Raw genomic sequence first — 17,731 nt, forward strand, 5'->3', positions numbered from 1 at the left:
GTCCCTGGAGCCTTAGTTTCACTTACGGTTGGAAGCCGGTTTTCATCGCCAACGGATTCCGCTCCGCCCGGCGTCAAACCGCCAAGCAGGCCTCCGCCCCCGTCCGTCCCCATTTCCAGGATTCATGGCGTTACCCCCGCCAATATGTTAAATAAAGATTCTACTGCTTCGCAATATTCGCGAATTTCGTGTATTCCGGTCTCCACAGAAGGTTGACCGTACCAATAGGGCCGTTTCTCTGTTTTGCTATGATAACCTCGGCCACATTGGGATTTTCTGTGTCTTTGTTATAATAATCATCACGGTATAGGAACATTACCACGTCGGCATCCTGCTCGATGGAACCGGATTCACGAAGGTCGGAAAGCATGGGCCTGTGATCCTGCCTGGTTTCGCAGGCACGGCTTAACTGTGAAAGCGCAATCACTGGCGCACTTAACTCTCTGGCTAAAGCTTTGAGAGAACGGGAGATTTCGGAAACCTCCTGCTGCCGGTTCTCGCCTGTTTTGCCTGACCCTGACATCAACTGAAGGTAATCGATGATTACCATGTTCAGGCCGTACTCCAGCTTCATCTTTCTGCATTTGGAACGCAGTTCCGTAATGGAAATACCGGGAGTATCATCTATGATCAGTTTGGATCTTCCGATCACGCCGATTCCCTCCACTACCGCATCCCAGTCGGAATCCGTCAGGGAACCGGTTCTGAGTTTCTGAGAATCCACGTTGGTTTCCATGGACAGCATACGGTTGACAAGCTGCTCCTTGGACATCTCCAGACTGAATACCATACAGGGGATTCCTTTTTTTACCGCAACATGATCCACCAGATTCAATACAAACGCAGTCTTTCCCATGGAGGGACGGGCTGCAATCAGAACAAAATCCGATGGCTGCATACCGGATGTTTTATAATCCAGGTCGATAAATCCGGTCGGTATACCGGTAACCGTTCCCTGGGTTTTGGACGCCTGCTCGATTTTTTCCAAAACATTTAACGCCACCTGGCGGATCGGGACGAATTCTCCTGACGCATTCCGGCTCTGAAGCAGGTCAAAAACGGATTTTTCCGTCTGTGCCAGAATGTCTTCCAGGCTTTCCTTTCCGGCATAACAGGTATTGGCAATCTCTTCATTTACCTTAATCAGCTTTCTTAAAACTGATTTCTCTTTTACAATATTCGCATAGGATCTGACATTCGCCGACGTCGGAACCATGGTAATAATATCTCTTACAAAATCCAGGCTGCTGACTTCCGGCGGAACATCCTTTTCCTTCAAACGGTTCTGCAGGGTTACCAGATCCACCGGCATCCCTTCATTAAACAGCTCTACCATGGATTCGAACATCACGCCATATTGATGCTGGTAAAAATCGCTGCCCATAACGATTTCAGAGGCGGCAATAATCGCTTCTTTATCCATCAGCATGGAACCGATCACAGACTGTTCCGCTTCAATGCTGTGAGGAAGCACCCGCTTAATCAGCGCTTCATCCATAGTATCCTTCCTCCCTAAGCTTCAACAACTTTAACAGCCAGTTTTGCGGTTACATCTTTATGGAGTTTAATGCCCACTTCATGGGTGCCGAATGTTTTAAGCGGTTCAGGAAGAACCAGTTTTTTCTTATCAATATTCAAATTCAACTGGCTGGCAACCGCCGCCGAAATCTCTTTTCCTGAAACGGAACCGAATGCCCTTCCGCCTTCTCCGGCCTTGATCGATACGGTGATGGAGGATTTTCCAATCCTTTCAGCCAGTTCTTTTGCTGCCGCCAACTGTTCCGCCGCAACTTTTTCAGCATTGGCTTTCTGTAATTTTAAATCATTCAGGTTTTTCGGTGTTGCCTCCATTCCCAGTTTCTTGGGGAGGATAAAATTCCTCGCATAACCGTCGTTGACATTTACCACCTGTCCCTTTTTTCCTAATGATTTTACATCTTCTAATAATACAACCTGCATTGCTTATATATCTCCCTTCTCTAGCATCTCTTTGATGACCGCCTTGACGCGTTCCTTGGCTTCTTCGATGGTGGCGCCTTTTAACTGGGCCCCGGCAATTGTCCTGTGCCCGCCGCCTCCTAACTGTTCCATCATCACCTGCACATTGACCTCGTCAATGGACCGCGCACTGATGTATACGGTTCCGTTATACTCTGCCAGCACAACGGATGCCTTAATTCCTATGATTCCCAGCAGTTCATTGGCCGCCTGGGCCGCCACTATGGTCGGGCTGGTCACGTCTCCGGACGGACATTCGCTGATTGCAAATGCTCCTTCAAAAACCTCCGCCCTTCTGACCGCTTCCGCTTTTGCTTTATAATCGGCCATATCATCACGGAACAGTTTGCGAACTCTCGTAATATCGGCGCCGCTCCTTCTTAAATAAGCGGCCGCTTCAAATGTCCTCACACCGGTCTGGTTGGTAAAATTATTGGTATCAATAACGATTCCGGCATACATGGCGTCTGCTTCCGCGGACTTGATCTTAATGCCGTCCGCAATGTACTGTAAAATCTCCGCAACCATCTCACAAGTTGACGACGCATACGGCTCCACATAGGACAATACCGCATTATCTATGATCTCGCTGCTCTGACGGTGATGATCCAAAACCACAATTCCTTTTACCATGTGCAGAAGTTCCGGCGCATCGGCAATGCTGGGCCGGTTGACATCCACAACCACAAGAATGGTGTTGTTATCCACCAATTCCGCAGCCCTGGCCCCATTGAGGAACAGATCATCCGGATAATCCCCATTGCCGATAAAACGGTCCATCATCGGCCTGACGGAGGACGTCACTTCATTGATGACAATATGTGCCTTTTTGTTAAGCGATGTAGCAATCCGGTAAATGCCCACTGCCGCGCCAAAGGAATCGATATCCGCTCTCTGGTGGCCCATGATGAGCAGGCGGTCCTTGGTTTCCAGCAGCTCCCGGAGCGCATGGGCCTTAACTCTGGCCTTAACCCTGGTGGTCTTTTCCAACTGCTGGGACTTGCCTCCATAATAGAGAATCTTCTCGCCGTCCTTGACAACGGCCTGATCTCCTCCCCGTCCTAACGCCATATCTATGGCCATTCTGGAAAAATCATAATTCTGGGAATAGGTTTCCCCATTCATGCCCAGACCGATGCTCAGTGTAACCGACATCTCATTTCCTATATTCACTGTCTTCACATCTTCCAGGATGGAAAAACGGCTTTCCTGGATTCCGCTCACATACTGCTGTTTTATGGCAAAGAAATATTTATCCTTTTCCAGTTTCTTGACAACGCCGTTCATACCCGCAATATACTTGCTGATCTTACGGTCAATAAGGGCCATCAGAAGGGATCTCCTGACTTCTTCCACACTTTCCAGCGCCTCTTCGTAATTATCCAGATAAATGAGGCCCGCCACCATCTTCTGATTGGTGATCTCCTGTTTATACTTCAGAATCTCAGTTTCGTCAAACAGATAAACGGCATAAAGTTTCTGCTGGCAGTTCTCCGCTCCCAGAGTTTCTTCCGCTTCCCTGCTGCTGTTTTCTTCTACCAGGACCTGTTTTAAATCTACTCTGTAATTCCGGTCCCCCAGACAAACGTGAACACTGGCCCCTTCTTCTTCCTGAGGAAAGATTTCTCGGGTCACTTCGGGAAATACGGACATCAAACTCCTTCTGGAATTCTTCTCCGTCCCAGTTAACTCCTGGAACGCCTTGTTCATCCATAGAATTTTTCCGCTCTCGTCGGCCACCGCATATGGCACATTCATCTCGGTGAGCAGTTGTTTTTGAATCCATGCATAATCAGCGGAAAATTCCACCAAACCTGCCATCATTCTTCTTCTCTTATAGAAATACAGCCATAGGGCAATCAGAAGATAAATCACCGTAAATCCGCACATCACAAGGCCGGCCACCGTATCAACCGCGCCAATCAGCAGATTTGCTATTATCAGTAAAGCAGACAATATTAAGGGCCACTGCATATAGATCCCCAATTGCCCCTTCACCTTAACCTTTTCTTTCATGGCTATCTCCTCTTCTAAAAGATTAAGCATATTTCGCCTATCATATGATTATAGCATATCTGCCGTTTTTCGTCTATGGTTTGTAGCTTTACTGAAAAAATAGAGGTTCAAACCACAGCATAACAGCCACGGACTGAACCTCTAAAATCATATTACTTATCCCCCTGCTCCAGTCCCTTCACATACTGGAGTAATTTTCCTATATCAATTCCCTGTTTTATCATCTCTTTCACCTGGCTTTCCCGGTCCGGCGGACAGATATTCTTCACCTTCGCCCATAGCATATCGTCAGTAAACCGGCGGTCATATTCATAGGGCACCACGTCACAGGTTTTCTGATACCATCTCAGCATCTCTGTTCTCATACTGTTGATTTCGGCAGCATACTCCGGATTACTGATATGGTTGATTCTCTCTCCAGGATCATTTTTCAAATCATAAAATTCATCTTCTCCTGTGATCCGGCTGATAAATTTATACTCAGCGCTCCGTATCATTGCTGCCTTGGCATGAGCGAAACCATCCGTCTGAGCCATCATTTTAGGCCAATATACAAAATTCTCGGATGGAACGGCGGCATGATACTCATCACAATGTTCTTCCTCCGGGAGACGCCCTCCTTCACAGACCACATACTCCCTCACTTTTTTGCTCCTGTTCTCGATAACGGGACGAAGGCTGCGTCCAAAATGAGTTCTTTTAGGCATAATTTGACAGTAATCCGCCGCAGTCGCATAAAAGTCCACCAATTCCACCAGTGAATCGGTTATCCCGGAATCCACCTTCTCCCATTCAGGCGGCTTTATCAACAGCGGCACTCTGGTCAGGCAATCCTCCATGGTACTTTGGGCTTTTTCCGTAACTCCGTAATCACCTGTAAAATCTCCGTGATCGCTGAAAAAGAAAACAGCGCTGTCGTTATAAATTCCCGCCTGCTTCAGTCCGTCGCACAGCCGCCTAAACTGAGCGTCCACCTTAGAACACATTCCCAGATAAACAGCTCTTATCTCATCCCAGTCTTCCTCTGTAAAATGGTCCATATCCTGGTATTTCCGTATCTGTCCCAGCATTTCAGCCTTACCGGAACACTCCTCAGGTTTTATCCTTTCAGGGAGTTTTGACCGGTCAATTGCGGAGTAATACGGTTCCTCTGTCTGATAGGGTACATGGGGATACATCAGCCCTAAAAATATGCACAGCGGCTGGTCTCCCTTATAGCTTTTAATCCTTGCAATTGCCGCATCCACTGCCTCATCGTCAGGATTATAGTTTCTCCCATTTTCATCTAACCCTAATTTTCCCCCATAGTGAGAATAAAGATCCTCTTTTCCGCCGCCAAAATGTTCCGGCTTTACCGGTTCCGGTGCCTTAGGAACATTTCCACCATAAAAAATCTCATCCGCATTGCTTTTTGCCCATCCCGCAATCTGTCCGGCAAAAAGATCGTTCCTGTCATTCATCCAGATATGATAACCCTCTTTTTTCAATTCTGAAAACAGGTTATCCTCTCCCGGACGCAGAAGATAATTCATGGTACGGTGTCCGTGGACATGCGGATAGAGACCCGTAAAAAAGCTGCATCTGCTTGGCACACAAACCGTGTTCTGGCAGAAAGCCCTGCGGAATGATACTGCCTCTCCGGCCGCAAATTCGTCTAAAAACGGAGTTACCGCCGCCGGATTTCCCATATGGCCCATGGTGTCATAACGCATCTCGTCAGGATTAAATATAATAATATGTGGTCTTTTCCTCATATCAGTGCCTTTCATTATTTCTTTGTTTTCTACTTTGCGGCAGGCATTTCCCTGGCTGAAGGCGGGTTGCCATGCCAGCGGTATTTATTATCCAAAGCTTCCATTCTTCCGCTTGCCTGTTCACATTTGGAAAACAGCGCCGCATTCCGCTTTTTAACAGCCTGGATTTTTGCCACTTCACACGGGTCTGCACAGGCCAGAGCTTCCGCTTTTAATTCATTTGCCAGTTCAGGCATCTTTTCTGCCAGATTCTCTCTCTCATAAGGGTCTGCCTTCCTGTCGAAAAGCATGTCCGTCCCGCATCCGTCATAGGTTATGAATTTATAATTATCTTTTATTACCATAACTCCATAGGTATTTCTGGAATCATCAGGATATTTTATAAAATTCAGATGCTCCCATATCTGGCTGTACACCAGGCGGTTTTCAAATGGTTCATTCCTGATCAGCGGAACCAGACTGACGCCGTCCGGGGCTTCAAACGTTGTTCCGGCAAACCCGCACAGCGTAGCCCCTATATCCATGATGCTGACAGGGCGGCCGATACATTTTCCGGTCGGAATCTCCTCACCTTCCAGCATAAAAGGTATTCGTACCGAAGGATCGAAAAATGTTTCTTTTCCATACATCCCCAGCATTCCGTTCATATCACCATGGTCACTGGTATATCCGAATATGTATGAATGTCCCATTTGCTCTGTATAGTCCTTAAAAGCCTTTTTCACTTCCCCCATCTGGCTGTCGGTCCGTTCTACCAGGGCACAGTATGCCGCCCTGGCCTGCAGCGCTTCTTCTTCATCGGCTCCCATCTGTCTGTCTTTCAAAAAAATGTTGTTCTCAATATAGGGTTTAGATTCGTTAAATTGTTCCGGCGGTTCCAGCTTTTGAATTTTCGCCTTATATTTCCAGTATAATTCGGGCGGCGCCACGTATGGGAAATGGGGCCCGAACGTTCCCACAAGGATAAACTGCGGCTTATCATGGGGTTCTGACAAATATTCAAGAGCTGTACGGATCACATGGTCATCGTAATGGAGAACCGGACTTTCTCCGGCTCCCATAACATTTAAAGCTCCCATGTATGCGTAACCCATCCGCATAACCCCTCTCTCCTGCGCAATTCTCTCCACCGGACGTGTCCAGGTTGTGGGCGTCATATCGCCTGCCAGGTGTCTGGTAAATCCATGATACTGATTTTCCCCGATAAAATGCATTCTCCCAATCAGAACTGTTTCATATCCTTCCGAACACAGAGTGTGCAGAAATGTCGGGATTGTATCCGGCAGGGTATCATTATTTGTTAAAATTCCTGTTTTAGAAGGAAGCGTTCCGCTTAAAAAAGACATTCTGGCAGGAACGCAGATTGGACAGCTGGTGTATGTATCTGTAAAATTCACCCCGCTGCGGGCCAGTTCATCCATATTAGGGGTATCGGCAATTCCTCCGGCATGACTCATCTGGCAGGCGGAATGCTGATCCGACATAAATAGCAGTATATCCGGTTTCTCTCTCATAATTTTTCTCCTTACTGTCCTGAGGCAGTTAAACACATTCTTGTTTTTCTTGCCAATTCAGCCCTTTCACGCTTTTTTCTCTTTAAAGCAATCGATGAACTGCTGTTGTTGTAGATTAAAAATGCGACAAAAAGCAGGTAAGTTACAAGCGTCTGGGAACTCTGGGAAATCCCCATTTTTGACAGGCCCAGCGCTAATATGTTGATAGACAGGGATGCGGCAAAAATACCGACTACCATATTGCTCCAGCGCCCGATAAACATTCCCAAAAGAAGCGGGAACAGGTTTTTAGAAATCAAGGCGACTGTACCCAAATCCATGGAAACTGTGACAGCCCCTTTAAACGCCGCATCGAAGGGGCCTGCGATCCCTGCCATCAGGCCAAATATGGTATAAGCCAGAGCACAGTTTTTAAAAATGTTAATTCCACTGTTCCACGCAATCCGCTGGTTGCCTTTAATCGCTCTCCATTCATATCCAAACGTAGTATAATTAAAAAGATAGGTCATCACTGCAATTACCACTGCAAAGGTAACGACAATAAATACCAGATTTGACAGGCTTTCAGCCCCCTTTACATTTAACAGGCTTAATCCATTGGCATTGGACAATTGAAATGCACCGCATTCCAGAATCATAGCCATTCCCAGGCCATACGTCATAGGGAGGATGCGGAGCCTGGTAAAAAGGATTCCGACCACACAACCCACAACAGCTCCTGTCAGAGCAGAGAAAACCAGTACACAGGCCCCTGCGTTAATTCCCGTAACATTAGATATTTTAAGTCCCAGATTTCCTCCTATCACCACGGCGAACAGCATCTGCGCGCCTGCTGAGAAATCAAAGCGTCCGCAAAAGAAGTTCAAAGATACCCCTACGGCAAAACAAAATGCGTAAATCCATGGCCTGGCCAGATTCTTTAAGTCTACTGAATTATTGATTAAGTGCGATCCATAGCCCCAGCGGCAGATCACTTCCATGACGCAATACACAATTATCGGTATTGCCATAGTAAACAGGAAATTTTTCAGAACAAAATACTTATCTTTTTTCATACCCACCATTCCTTTACCGGCTGACAATATCCGCCAAATCACAATTTTCATAAATTTCTTTAAAGCTGTCTGCCGTAAGTTCCGGATTGGTCACTCCCGTCATTTTTTCCAAGTCTTCCTTTTGCATAACCCAGCTGCTGTTGTCGCCAATCTTATCCAGACGCTCGGTTGCCAGCATCTCTTCTGTAGTCATTGCCAGCCAGGAATTGGCAAGCACCCTGATCCCATTGTTTTCCGGCGTTCTTAAAAGATAACCGGTACACGCGTTATACAGAAGCGCAAACATGGTTCCCGGCACCCAGGTACCTGGTTTTATGACAGCCGCATTGAGAAGCAGGTTATCGGGATCACCCATGGCATTTTTAAGGTCAGAACCCACTACTGCCATGGAAGCCACCTTAATATCCTTTTTCATGGCTGCCTCCGCGTCTCCGATAATGGTAAATAACTCAGTATACATTGTGGTTGAATTGATTACGATATCGTATTTTTCACTCATCAGCAAGGTAGAGAAGCCGCTGAGCCATCCGTCATATTTGGGAATTCCAGGATATACAGTCACATTTATGTTCTTATCATTCTTCACGTCTACCGTCGCGGGGGACTGGATAACAGATGTCAAATCAGAGGTTTCATAGGTCAGATCATAAGCGTCCGCTATGGCCTCCAGTACTGCGACACCGCATTCCGTATGCTGTTCATTTCCCTGCGGAGCCAGAGCGGAACAGATCAGAATTCCATGTTCTTCCCCATCAGAAATGAAATCATTGATAGCGATAATGTATTTTTCAGCTTTTCCCGCATTTCCTACCCCGGCAGTACCTGCAAACGCTTCATTAGCAAATAAATCCGGATATTCTTCCTCTTTATACTGCACATTCGCCACATAATACATCCCGTTTTGTGCGCAGCGGTCCGCAATCTGTTCGCAGTCATAACTCAAAAAACTCATAAATCCCTTACAGCCGCTTGCCACACAGTTTTCAAGAAATGCCACCTCATCTTCCAGGTCCAGAACCGATTCCGAATACATGAACTCCACATTATACATAGAACCTACATAATTGTCCAAAAAATCCTGTACACCGAGATATTCTGCATTCATGCTGGCTATAGCAACGCCTATTTTAATGGTTTCCGCTGCATCAGCTTCTTCTTTTGTCATGCCGGAGAATGCCGGTGCGCCTGTGGTCTGTGTATCGGATGTCTGCGCAGCCTGTACCGCCGCCTTTGCCGTCGTCGTTTCGCCGCCTGAACAGGCTGCCGAAGTCAGCATGACTGCACCGCTGAGAATAACTGCCAACGCCTTTTTCAAATTCTTCATTATTATTTTCCTCCGTCTCATTTTATTTTCTTTATGTAAATTGGTTCCTGTGAGGAAGCAGATCTTCCCTGTCGCTGTTCAGATATACCACTGCCAGAAAGATCACTCCCTTTACTCCCTGGATTACACTCGCATCCACACCAAGCATCAGGAGGCCGTTACTGAGCACAATCACTGTAAATGCGCCTATGACGCCGGAATATACATTGGACTTATAGCCGCCGAATATGGACATACCGCCAAGGACCGTGGCCAGCATAATATCACTGCCCATATTATTGGGAGTTGCCGTAACATTGCCGGTGCGGATCAGGCTGAATACGGAAGCCATTCCAACCGCAATCGCAGCGAATATATAACTGATTCTGATCATAATCTTCTTATCCATGCCCACCGCCTTGGCGCACCGTTCATTTCCTCCGATAAAACGCAGCGACCGGCCGATTGAAGTGCCGTGATATATGGCTATGAATATAATGAAGAGCCCCGTAAATAATACATACCTGAAACTGCCGGATGCCACGCCTTTTACCGCTTTATAGATGTTGATAAATGTGGCGCCTAAAACCTGCTGGCTTACCGCATTATAAATCTGTGTCATTAAGATAGCCGCTACCATGGTTCTCAGGCCAAGTATGGTGCTGATTAAACCATTTAAAAACTGCATAACCGCCGCGCAGGCAAAGGCCGACAGAAACAGCAGCAGGACCGAACCGGTGGCCAGAAATATCTTTCCGCCTATAATACCGGATAGCATGATGATCGCCCCCACGGACATATCAACATTTCCGGTGGTATAAATAAATGCAATTCCCATTGCGCAGACTGCCACCACAAGACCCTGTTCAAATATGGAGTTCAAATTTTTAGCTGTCAGAAAGCTTCCTCCAGTCAGGGTTCCAAACAACAAGGACGCAGCAGCCAGCATGATAAAGGGAACCGCCATAGCCATATATCTGTGATGCAAAAGTTTTTTCATCCGTTCCATCTCCTGCCCTCCTATATCATACATTCAATTAAATCGTGTTCGTGGAATCCATCTTTTCTGAAAAATTCACCGTTCATTTTTCCATCTTTCATAATCAGGATCCGGTCGCTCATACCGATCAGTTCCGGCATCTCCTCACTGATCATGACAATGGATTTTCCCAGCTTTTTCATATCATAGATCAATTGGTACATTGCAGCTTTCACACCCACATCCACGCCTCTGGTGGGGCAGTCCAAAATCAGAATATCAGAATCATAAGCCACCCATTTTCCAAAAACTACCTTCTGCTTATTTCCACCTGAAAGAGTTTTCACCTGCTGGTAGGGATCGGAACATTTGATTAACAGTCCTCTGATCTGTTTTTCCACATACTCCGATTCCTTTTTTCTTGAAATAAATGGCCCGAACCACCGGTTTACTTTGTACCCGGTAGACGCTATATTTGCAAAAACAGAAGCGTTCTGCTCCAGAGATTCGTTATCTCTGTCTTTGGATACATAGCCCATCTTGTTTTGATAGGCAGTCCTTGCGTCAGTTATCTTGATTCCCTTTTCAGGCAGCATCACTTCTCCGTCCAATACTTCTTCCAGCCCATACAGAGCGTGGCCCAAAGTGTGCATTCCGCAGTCCGATAAGCCCCCAATTCCTAAAATTTCCCCCTTATGAAGCTCCATCTTTACACAGAGCAGTTCCTCCAAAGTGGATATGTAATCCGCTTTCAGCACTACCTTGTCCTCATAGCCATCCATATCCACGCGGTAGTAGTTTCCTTTAATTTCGCGGCCTACCATCAATCGTTTGATCAGATTTGCTTCATATTGTTCCCGGGTCAGATTATCGATGATCTCACCGTCCCGCAGAATTGTCAATGTGTCACAATGCTCCATCATTTCCTCTAAATCATGGCTTACAATAATAACGCTGTGTCCTCTGGCCGCCATATCATGCATAACCCGATACAGAATTTCACGGCCGCTCTGCCCTAAAGCAGTCGTTGTCTCGTCCACAATCAATATGTCAGGATTATGATTCATCACCCTGGCCATCTCAATCAGTTTTCTGGTCTGCATGTCCAAAAGCCGCAAAGGCCTGGCGGGGTTTACATGGTCAAGCCCTACCAGGGAAAGCGCCCTTTTTGCCGCCTCCTGCATCTTTTTCTGGTTGATAACCGTATGGGATTTAAACTGACCGTATTCACCCAAAAACAAGTTTTCCGCCACTGTGATATCACTTAATGTCCCGGTCTCCTGAACCACCATACCGATTCCAGCCTTTAATCCTTCCAGTACGCTGGATGGTTTCCACGGTTTTCCATGATAGCTCATGGTTCCGCTGGTCGCCGGCTGCATCCCGGCTATTATCGAAGTTAACGTCGACTTCCCGCTTCCGTTTTCCCCGATAAGCCCCCGGATTTCTCCGGCCTTTGCCTGAAACGCCACGCCCCTGAGAGCCCGTGTTTCGCCGAAATTCTTGCACATATCCGTTACTTCCAACAGGATTTCACCTTCTTTAGGCATAGTCACCCTCCTTTGTTAATCTATATTTATTTTAGCAGACGATACTTATGTAAAGTGAAGGTTACCAGACCACCTTTGTCAGTAAATCGACTTGTCGGAGCGGCTTCAATGTCACAATTCAGACATCATTATTAAAATTCCGCTTTTCCATATCAGAGTGTGTCTTAAAAACAGTCCGCAGGTTATCATAAGACAAAAAGGGCCCCGAGGCGTATAAAAATACCTCGTAGCCCTTTTTGATTTATTATAACCTGCGGGTTATTCTTTTCTTCCGGTTTCCAGCCAGATATCCAGCTGCCGCTGTTTTTCCTTTAAAATATCCTGATAACCGTTTGCATTCAGCTCTTCCAAAAACAGGGGAATCCCCACGTCCGGATCCAGCATGCCGGAAACCAGAAGCCAATAATATTTATCATAAACAGCAGTGCAGAGATCCTCCTGAACCTGGACCTTTTCAGGATCAAAATAAAATCCATAGGCCGGTGAGACCATAACGTCTTCGTTTTCAGTTTCCCCATAGGCTGCGCTGCTATTTTTGCTGTGAACCAAGACAGGGAGGCTCTTCCGGTTTGGCCATCCCCAGCCAGCAGTAAACCATCTCTTGCTTTTATCCTGGGTTATGTTCATAATGCGTCCTCCATCAAGACGTATATAATCAATTCCTTCCTGTCCAAACTGACACAGTCCGCCAATCTCAGGATCGGTAAAAAGCAGCTGCAGAAACTTTACAGCCTCTTTTTTATGAAGACTTGTGGCTGAAATACACCAGTTCAACTGGGAATTAACGTTATTCAAACTGGCTTTCGAAAAAACTGCCAGCTCCATTTCTCTTCCGCAGTTCATATTCGCATCCACAGGCGTCATACTGTTAACCTGAAGAAAATATCCGAATGCATTGCCGCTGGAAACGAACTCAGTCCTTTTAATATGACTGTAAACAGCATTCTGTAAAATCAGCCCTTCCCCATACCATTGATGCATCTGACTGCAAATATCATAAAAATACCCGCTGGAAAAGAAGTCCGTTACCCTGGCATCTGTCTGCCCCGGAAGAAGGACGCCAAGATTATCTCCCAAAGCTTCCTGCCCCAGAGTGGTATGGAGCTTGCCATCATGAGAAGCTACTAAAATCATGTCCGGGTAAGCCTTTTTTACCTTTAGCAGAGCCTGATGCAGTTCATCTAATGAATTCACCTCTTCCGCTTTAATTCCCAGCTCCCGGCATATATCCTGCCGCATGGCAAACCCCATCCGGAATACCGATTCGTTGTTTCCATCAAAAGAATAATATACCTCCTCCGGCATGCCCTCCAGCCGTATTCCTTTCATATAGTTCTGAAGTTCCGGATAGGGTGCGGACAACTGGTCAACCGGCGCCAGCACCTGATTGCTGATCAGTTTCACGAACAGAGCATTGCCATATAACAGCATCACATCAGGAAGATTATCATCCAGCACCCTTTGGCTGACCTCCTGGGGGAGATGTTCTAAAGACAGGGTATCAAATTTCACTGTAAAACCATATTCTTTTGTTATCTCGCTGACCGCCGCCTCAATCCTTCTTTTCGATTCCTCATCCGCCTCTGACAGGCATTGGACCTCTATCTCAGGCAGATTCGGCCGGACAGACGGAGGCTTGGAACATCCGCTCATAAACATAACCGCCGCCAATAAAAATATCCGTTGTTTTCCCATTCTCCTGCACCTTCCACCAGCTCTTCCCATCCTGTCTCCTCACCTTTTCCGTATCGTTCTGGGCAGTTCATCAAATACTTTTTTATATGTCTGTGAAAAATGAGAAAAATTATAATACCCTACCTTAGCAGCTATGATTCCAATAGGAAGATTCGTAGTCGTCAGCAGATATCTGGCGGCTTCCATCTTATGTCGTATAATGTACTCTTTAAGAGAATATCCGGTTTCCTTTTTAAAGATCCGGTTCAGATAATCCGGGCTCAGGTGAACATATTCCGCAATTTGGTGCCGGTGGATCTCCTCATCCTGATGAGATTTTACATATTTCTCCACCTGAGACACAACATCGACGGCATTTAACTCCGGTTCTTTGTGATCAAAAAGGGCAATCATACTGTGAGCCAGCTTCTTCATGGTTTCAATGGACTTCATGCCGTTAATATAATTGTTGTATCCATCTTTTGTATTTAAAAGGAGTTTCACCATATCCCGGGATTTTGTATCTGCCTGATAGATCAAATGAAGAAAATCAGCATAAATATACTTCAATTGTTCGGCATTCAGACCGCCTTTTGCCACCAATCCATCCAGCAAACTGCAAAATTCATTTTCCACCTGCTGCCCATAACCTTCCGAGAGCTGCCGTGCCCATCTCTCCCACTGGAAACCACTGATAGCTGCCTTTTGCCGCTTCGATACAATTTCCTCCATAAAAATACCTGACGCCATAACCACATTATCCTGCTTCAGTCCTTCCAACTGCCTGTATATCCGGCTTATGTTTTTCCAGTTCTCTGCCTGCTTTGCATAAACTGCCGCATCACACCCCAGATAATCGCGGCACACCTGTAAGAAAAGGGACAGCTGCCTCTGGATACTTTCAGGATCACAGGACTCTTCCCCCTGATTCCAAACCATTATGGCAAACTGATATGTTTCTATCTGACTCATCAAAAAGCTGTACTGATACCCCTCCAATATCTCTCCGATCACATTGCTCATAGAAGACCATAAAAGTCCCGGCTCCCACGGCTCACTGCTGGTCCAGCGTATTACCTGAATAATCCCCAGCCAGCATTGCTTCCGGTCATCTGGAAAATAACCGGAATTTACCAGTTCGGCATGATTTCCGACAATGAGCTCTTTGCTTCTTATGTCGTCATTTCTGATAATATAGGTCAGGAAATTGGATACCAGATTTACTTTGTGCCGGTCAAAATACTTTCCGATATTTTTATATCTGTCTGCGTCATGCCGCAGTTTCAGATCATCGATCACCTTTTGTACCGCATTTTCCAATTCTACGCTGGATGCCGGCTGCAGAATATAGTTCTGTGCTCCCATCTGAAGAGCTCTTTTTGCGTAGTCAAACTCCGCATGAGAGGAAAGGATAAGAAATGCAGGCGGGTGCTCCATTTTCCTGGTCCATTGAAGCAGGGACAGTCCGTCTTCATCGGGCATCTCCACATCGCATAAAATAATATCGACCTGATATCTGTTCAGCAATTCTTTGGCCTGTTTCGCAGAAAACGCGGCCAATGTCAGCGTAAATCCCATCTTCACCCAATCCACACTGTGCAGAATACTGCCCACTACCTCCCTTTGATCATCCACTACCAGCAAGGTCATATTTTTCTTCCTCCTCTCCCTGTATTTCAAAAAACAGATCCACTACAGCTCCATCCTCATTATAGAAGCCATAACTGAACCGGTCCCCATAAAGAAGGCGGCACCGGTGGAGCACATTGCCAATTCCCACACCGCCGTCATAATCAGCCTCCACAATTCCCTGGTTAAGCTTCTCCATCAGTTCCTGCCGAAAGCCCTCTCCGTTGTCCGCTACTGAAACGCTTAAAATTCTGCTTGACTCAATCTGCAAAAGTTTCACTTTAATCTGTATTTTTAACATCCTGTCCGGACATCCGGCATATTTAACAGAATTTTCCACAAAGGTTAAAAGACTGATGGAAGGCACCTTGTATTCCAATGCATCCGGCATAATATCGGTTTCACACCGCATATTCTGCGAGTAACTGGAGGAAAACAGCTTTACATAATTCTGGCAGTACATAATCTCCTGTTCCAGCTTTACTTCAGAATCCTGTATGGAAAATACGTAACGGAAATGTCTGGAAAGCAGCAGAATATTTTCCTGCGCCTCCCCATACCGCTTTCGTTCCAACAGGGCATATAAATTTTTAAGACAATTAAGATAAAAATGGGGCCGGATCTGATTCTGAAGAGAAACCAGCTGAATCTGTTTCATCTCCAGTTCCTTCTCATAGGAACTGATTTTCAAATCTCTGATCTGCTCAATCATATGATTAAATGTATCATCCAGTTTTCTGAATTCCGTATGTGAAAAAGCGGATGGCGTTCCCATTTCCAACCGCCCGGAACCGATGTCATCCATCATTGTAATCAGCATATCCATAGGTTTAAAGTAATTCTTTTTCAAAAGTTTATATGCACAGAGAATAAAGATTACAAAGCCCCAGACTAAAGCCACCAACAGAAAAGGCAGCAGCGGCATACGGGAATCGCTTCCATTATGGGGAACTAAATATACCACAGTAAAATCCTGAAGGGGTTCAGAGGCCGCCCAATAAGCCTCTTTTGCCCCCTGTATCCTTTTCTTCCCATGGGACAGCATTTCCCATGTGATATGTTCTTCGTTCAACTGGTCTAACCTGCACTGGGGCACATCGCCCTGAAAAAAGGTCAATATTCCATTCATTTCATTGTATTTAGGAGAAATATCCGCCATATGTTCCGCATCAAACAATGCAGCCAGCCAAATCCCCTGGTTTTCAACCGCTTTGCAGAAATAACGGCGGCCGTCGACAGTGACTGCCTCCCATCCTTTTCCGTTCATTTTTTCGTTCTCTATCATCTCCTGAAAATAGCGGTCCATATGAAGCCACAAATTTACTTTTTCATTTTTTGTAATATAGTTGAGCCTGTTGATACAGGACAGGGTCACATTTCCTTCAGCCGTATAGAGATATACCGCAGTCAGGTTATCATAGTAGTTCATACGTTCTTTAATATTACAGTAGACCTCATACCGGTTAAGTTCATCGGTTGTTTCCTCTCCCGTTCCCCTGCTTAACTGATGAATATATGTATTGTTTAAGGCCAGTTCATTAAGATAGCGTCCCACGCCGTCCATCTGCCTGTTCATGTCATTCACCATCAGCCTCAGGGAATTCTGTACAGATATATAAACCGTTTCCTGTAATTTATCGAATGAATAATACGTACTGATTCCTAAAACCAACGCAAGAGGAATCAGTAAAATAGCCAGACCCTTTATAAGAGTTTTCTTCGCAGATGTTGTTTTTTCCATATTTTTCTCCATAACACTATTATATCGAACCCAGCCAAGTGGCGCAACCGGACGTGTAAAATTGGGGGTTAATTCGTGAACGTAACGCAGGAAAGCGGGATGAGGGGGCGGAGGCGGGATTGGATGTTTGGAGGCGGCCCTGGGGAGCGGAATCCGTCGGGGATGAAAGCCTGCTTCCAACCGTAAGTGAAACTAAGGCTCCAGGGATGGAAAAAGACGGTCCGATGCCCACTGAACGGTAAACTCTTTATGGGACTTTACCGTTCAGTGGGCATCTCAGAAACTGATTTGGTTTTCAGTTTCTGCCCGTCTTTTTCCATCCCTGGAACCTAACTTTCACTAACGGTTTCCAGATGGCTTTCATCCCCGAAGGATTCTCCTGGGCCCGCCCCCATCCAAACATCCAGTCCGTCCCCTCGTCCCGCTTTCCTGCTGGTGTTCTCTGGCTAAAGTAATTAAAAGCAAATTTAACATAAAGGGTGACATAAAGGGTGAAGGCATTTTCGAAAATGGCTTCA

14 protein-coding genes are annotated in these 17,731 nt (G+C 46.0%); 1 reads left to right on the forward strand and 13 read right to left on the reverse strand.

Annotated features, from left to right (window positions below; all coding sequences use genetic code 11):
* Window positions 1-160 precede the first annotated feature (160 nt).
* From dnaB to GPL15_RS19795, 12 genes are all read right to left on the reverse strand, one after another.
* Window positions 161-1,498 (reverse strand): replicative DNA helicase, encoded by a 1,338-nt coding sequence (gene dnaB, locus GPL15_RS19740; RefSeq protein WP_215700394.1) that lies wholly within the window; start codon window positions 1,496-1,498, stop codon window positions 161-163.
* Between the two features lie 14 nt (window positions 1,499-1,512).
* A complete protein-coding gene (gene rplI, locus GPL15_RS19745; RefSeq protein WP_215700395.1) occupies window positions 1,513-1,959 on the reverse strand; it encodes a 50S ribosomal protein L9 in 447 nt (148 codons plus the stop codon).
* Window positions 1,960-1,962: 3 nt separating this feature from the next.
* Window positions 1,963-4,014 (reverse strand): DHH family phosphoesterase, encoded by a 2,052-nt coding sequence (locus GPL15_RS19750; protein ID WP_215700396.1) that lies wholly within the window; start codon window positions 4,012-4,014, stop codon window positions 1,963-1,965.
* A gap of 152 nt (window positions 4,015-4,166) precedes the next feature.
* On the reverse strand, window positions 4,167-5,768 hold the full coding sequence (locus GPL15_RS19755; protein WP_215700397.1) for a sulfatase-like hydrolase/transferase: 1,602 nt from the start codon (window positions 5,766-5,768) through the stop codon (window positions 4,167-4,169).
* Between the two features lie 29 nt (window positions 5,769-5,797).
* On the reverse strand, window positions 5,798-7,282 hold the full coding sequence (locus GPL15_RS19760) for a sulfatase-like hydrolase/transferase (protein ID WP_215700398.1): 1,485 nt from the start codon (window positions 7,280-7,282) through the stop codon (window positions 5,798-5,800).
* A gap of 11 nt (window positions 7,283-7,293) precedes the next feature.
* A complete protein-coding gene (locus tag GPL15_RS19765) occupies window positions 7,294-8,337 on the reverse strand; it encodes an ABC transporter permease (protein ID WP_215700399.1) in 1,044 nt (347 codons plus the stop codon).
* A gap of 13 nt (window positions 8,338-8,350) precedes the next feature.
* The gene (locus tag GPL15_RS19770) at window positions 8,351-9,661 is read right to left on the reverse strand and encodes a hypothetical protein (protein ID WP_215700400.1); all 1,311 of its coding nucleotides are present in this window, start codon (window positions 9,659-9,661) and stop codon (window positions 8,351-8,353) included.
* Window positions 9,662-9,692: 31 nt separating this feature from the next.
* Entirely contained in the window at window positions 9,693-10,649 is a 957-nt protein-coding gene (locus tag GPL15_RS19775) for an ABC transporter permease (RefSeq protein ID WP_215700401.1), read from the reverse strand.
* Between the two features lie 11 nt (window positions 10,650-10,660).
* A complete protein-coding gene (locus GPL15_RS19780) occupies window positions 10,661-12,169 on the reverse strand; it encodes a sugar ABC transporter ATP-binding protein (protein WP_215700402.1) in 1,509 nt (502 codons plus the stop codon).
* A 258-nt stretch (window positions 12,170-12,427) separates the two neighbouring features.
* Window positions 12,428-13,894 carry an ABC transporter substrate-binding protein gene (locus tag GPL15_RS19785; RefSeq protein WP_215700403.1) on the reverse strand — a complete coding sequence of 489 codons (1,467 nt, stop codon included), beginning with the start codon at window positions 13,892-13,894 and terminating at the stop codon, window positions 12,428-12,430.
* 9 nt (window positions 13,895-13,903) lie between these two features.
* Window positions 13,904-15,493: a helix-turn-helix domain-containing protein gene (locus tag GPL15_RS19790; RefSeq protein ID WP_215700404.1), complete on the reverse strand. Its 1,590-nt coding sequence runs from the start codon at window positions 15,491-15,493 to the stop codon at window positions 13,904-13,906.
* On the reverse strand, window positions 15,471-17,213 hold the full coding sequence (locus GPL15_RS19795; protein ID WP_215700405.1) for a histidine kinase: 1,743 nt from the start codon (window positions 17,211-17,213) through the stop codon (window positions 15,471-15,473). The genes GPL15_RS19790 and GPL15_RS19795 overlap by 23 nt, the downstream gene beginning before the upstream one ends.
* Before the next feature lie 119 nt (window positions 17,214-17,332).
* Between GPL15_RS19795 and GPL15_RS27795 the strand changes: the two genes are divergently transcribed.
* Window positions 17,333-17,455, forward strand: coding sequence for a hypothetical protein (locus GPL15_RS27795; protein WP_275950512.1), 123 nt, complete (start codon window positions 17,333-17,335; stop codon window positions 17,453-17,455).
* Window positions 17,456-17,508: 53 nt separating this feature from the next.
* Here the strand turns inward: GPL15_RS27795 and GPL15_RS19800 are convergent.
* Window positions 17,509-17,731, reverse strand: a 223-nt coding sequence (locus GPL15_RS19800; protein ID WP_215700406.1) for a hypothetical protein, incomplete at its 5' end; no start/stop codon positions are given.

The sequence above is a fragment of the Clostridium sp. MCC353 genome (genome assembly GCF_018785315.1).
GTDB lineage: Bacteria > Bacillota > Clostridia > Lachnospirales > Lachnospiraceae > CHH4-2.

Bases quoted from the DNA above. Each gene is read 5' to 3' on its own strand.
- GPL15_RS19785 (WP_215700403.1), bottom strand. From the start codon at position 13,894: ATGGGAAGAGCTGGTGGAAGGTGCAGGAGAATGGGAAAACAACGGATA.
- GPL15_RS19790 (WP_215700404.1), bottom strand. From the start codon at position 15,493: ATGACCTTGCTGGTAGTGGATGATCAAAGGGAGGTAGTGGGCAGTATT.
- GPL15_RS19775 (WP_215700401.1), bottom strand. From the start codon at position 10,649: ATGGAACGGATGAAAAAACTTTTGCATCACAGATATATGGCTATGGCG.
- GPL15_RS19760 (WP_215700398.1), bottom strand. From the start codon at position 7,282: ATGAGAGAGAAACCGGATATACTGCTATTTATGTCGGATCAGCATTCC.
- GPL15_RS19770 (WP_215700400.1), bottom strand. From the start codon at position 9,661: ATGAAGAATTTGAAAAAGGCGTTGGCAGTTATTCTCAGCGGTGCAGTC.
- GPL15_RS19795 (WP_215700405.1), bottom strand. From the start codon at position 17,213: ATGGAAAAAACAACATCTGCGAAGAAAACTCTTATAAAGGGTCTGGCT.
- GPL15_RS19750 (WP_215700396.1), bottom strand. From the start codon at position 4,014: ATGAAAGAAAAGGTTAAGGTGAAGGGGCAATTGGGGATCTATATGCAG.
- GPL15_RS19780 (WP_215700402.1), bottom strand. From the start codon at position 12,169: ATGCCTAAAGAAGGTGAAATCCTGTTGGAAGTAACGGATATGTGCAAG.
- dnaB (WP_215700394.1), bottom strand. From the start codon at position 1,498: ATGGATGAAGCGCTGATTAAGCGGGTGCTTCCTCACAGCATTGAAGCG.
- GPL15_RS19755 (WP_215700397.1), bottom strand. From the start codon at position 5,768: ATGAGGAAAAGACCACATATTATTATATTTAATCCTGACGAGATGCGT.
- rplI (WP_215700395.1), bottom strand. From the start codon at position 1,959: ATGCAGGTTGTATTATTAGAAGATGTAAAATCATTAGGAAAAAAGGGA.
- GPL15_RS19765 (WP_215700399.1), bottom strand. From the start codon at position 8,337: ATGAAAAAAGATAAGTATTTTGTTCTGAAAAATTTCCTGTTTACTATG.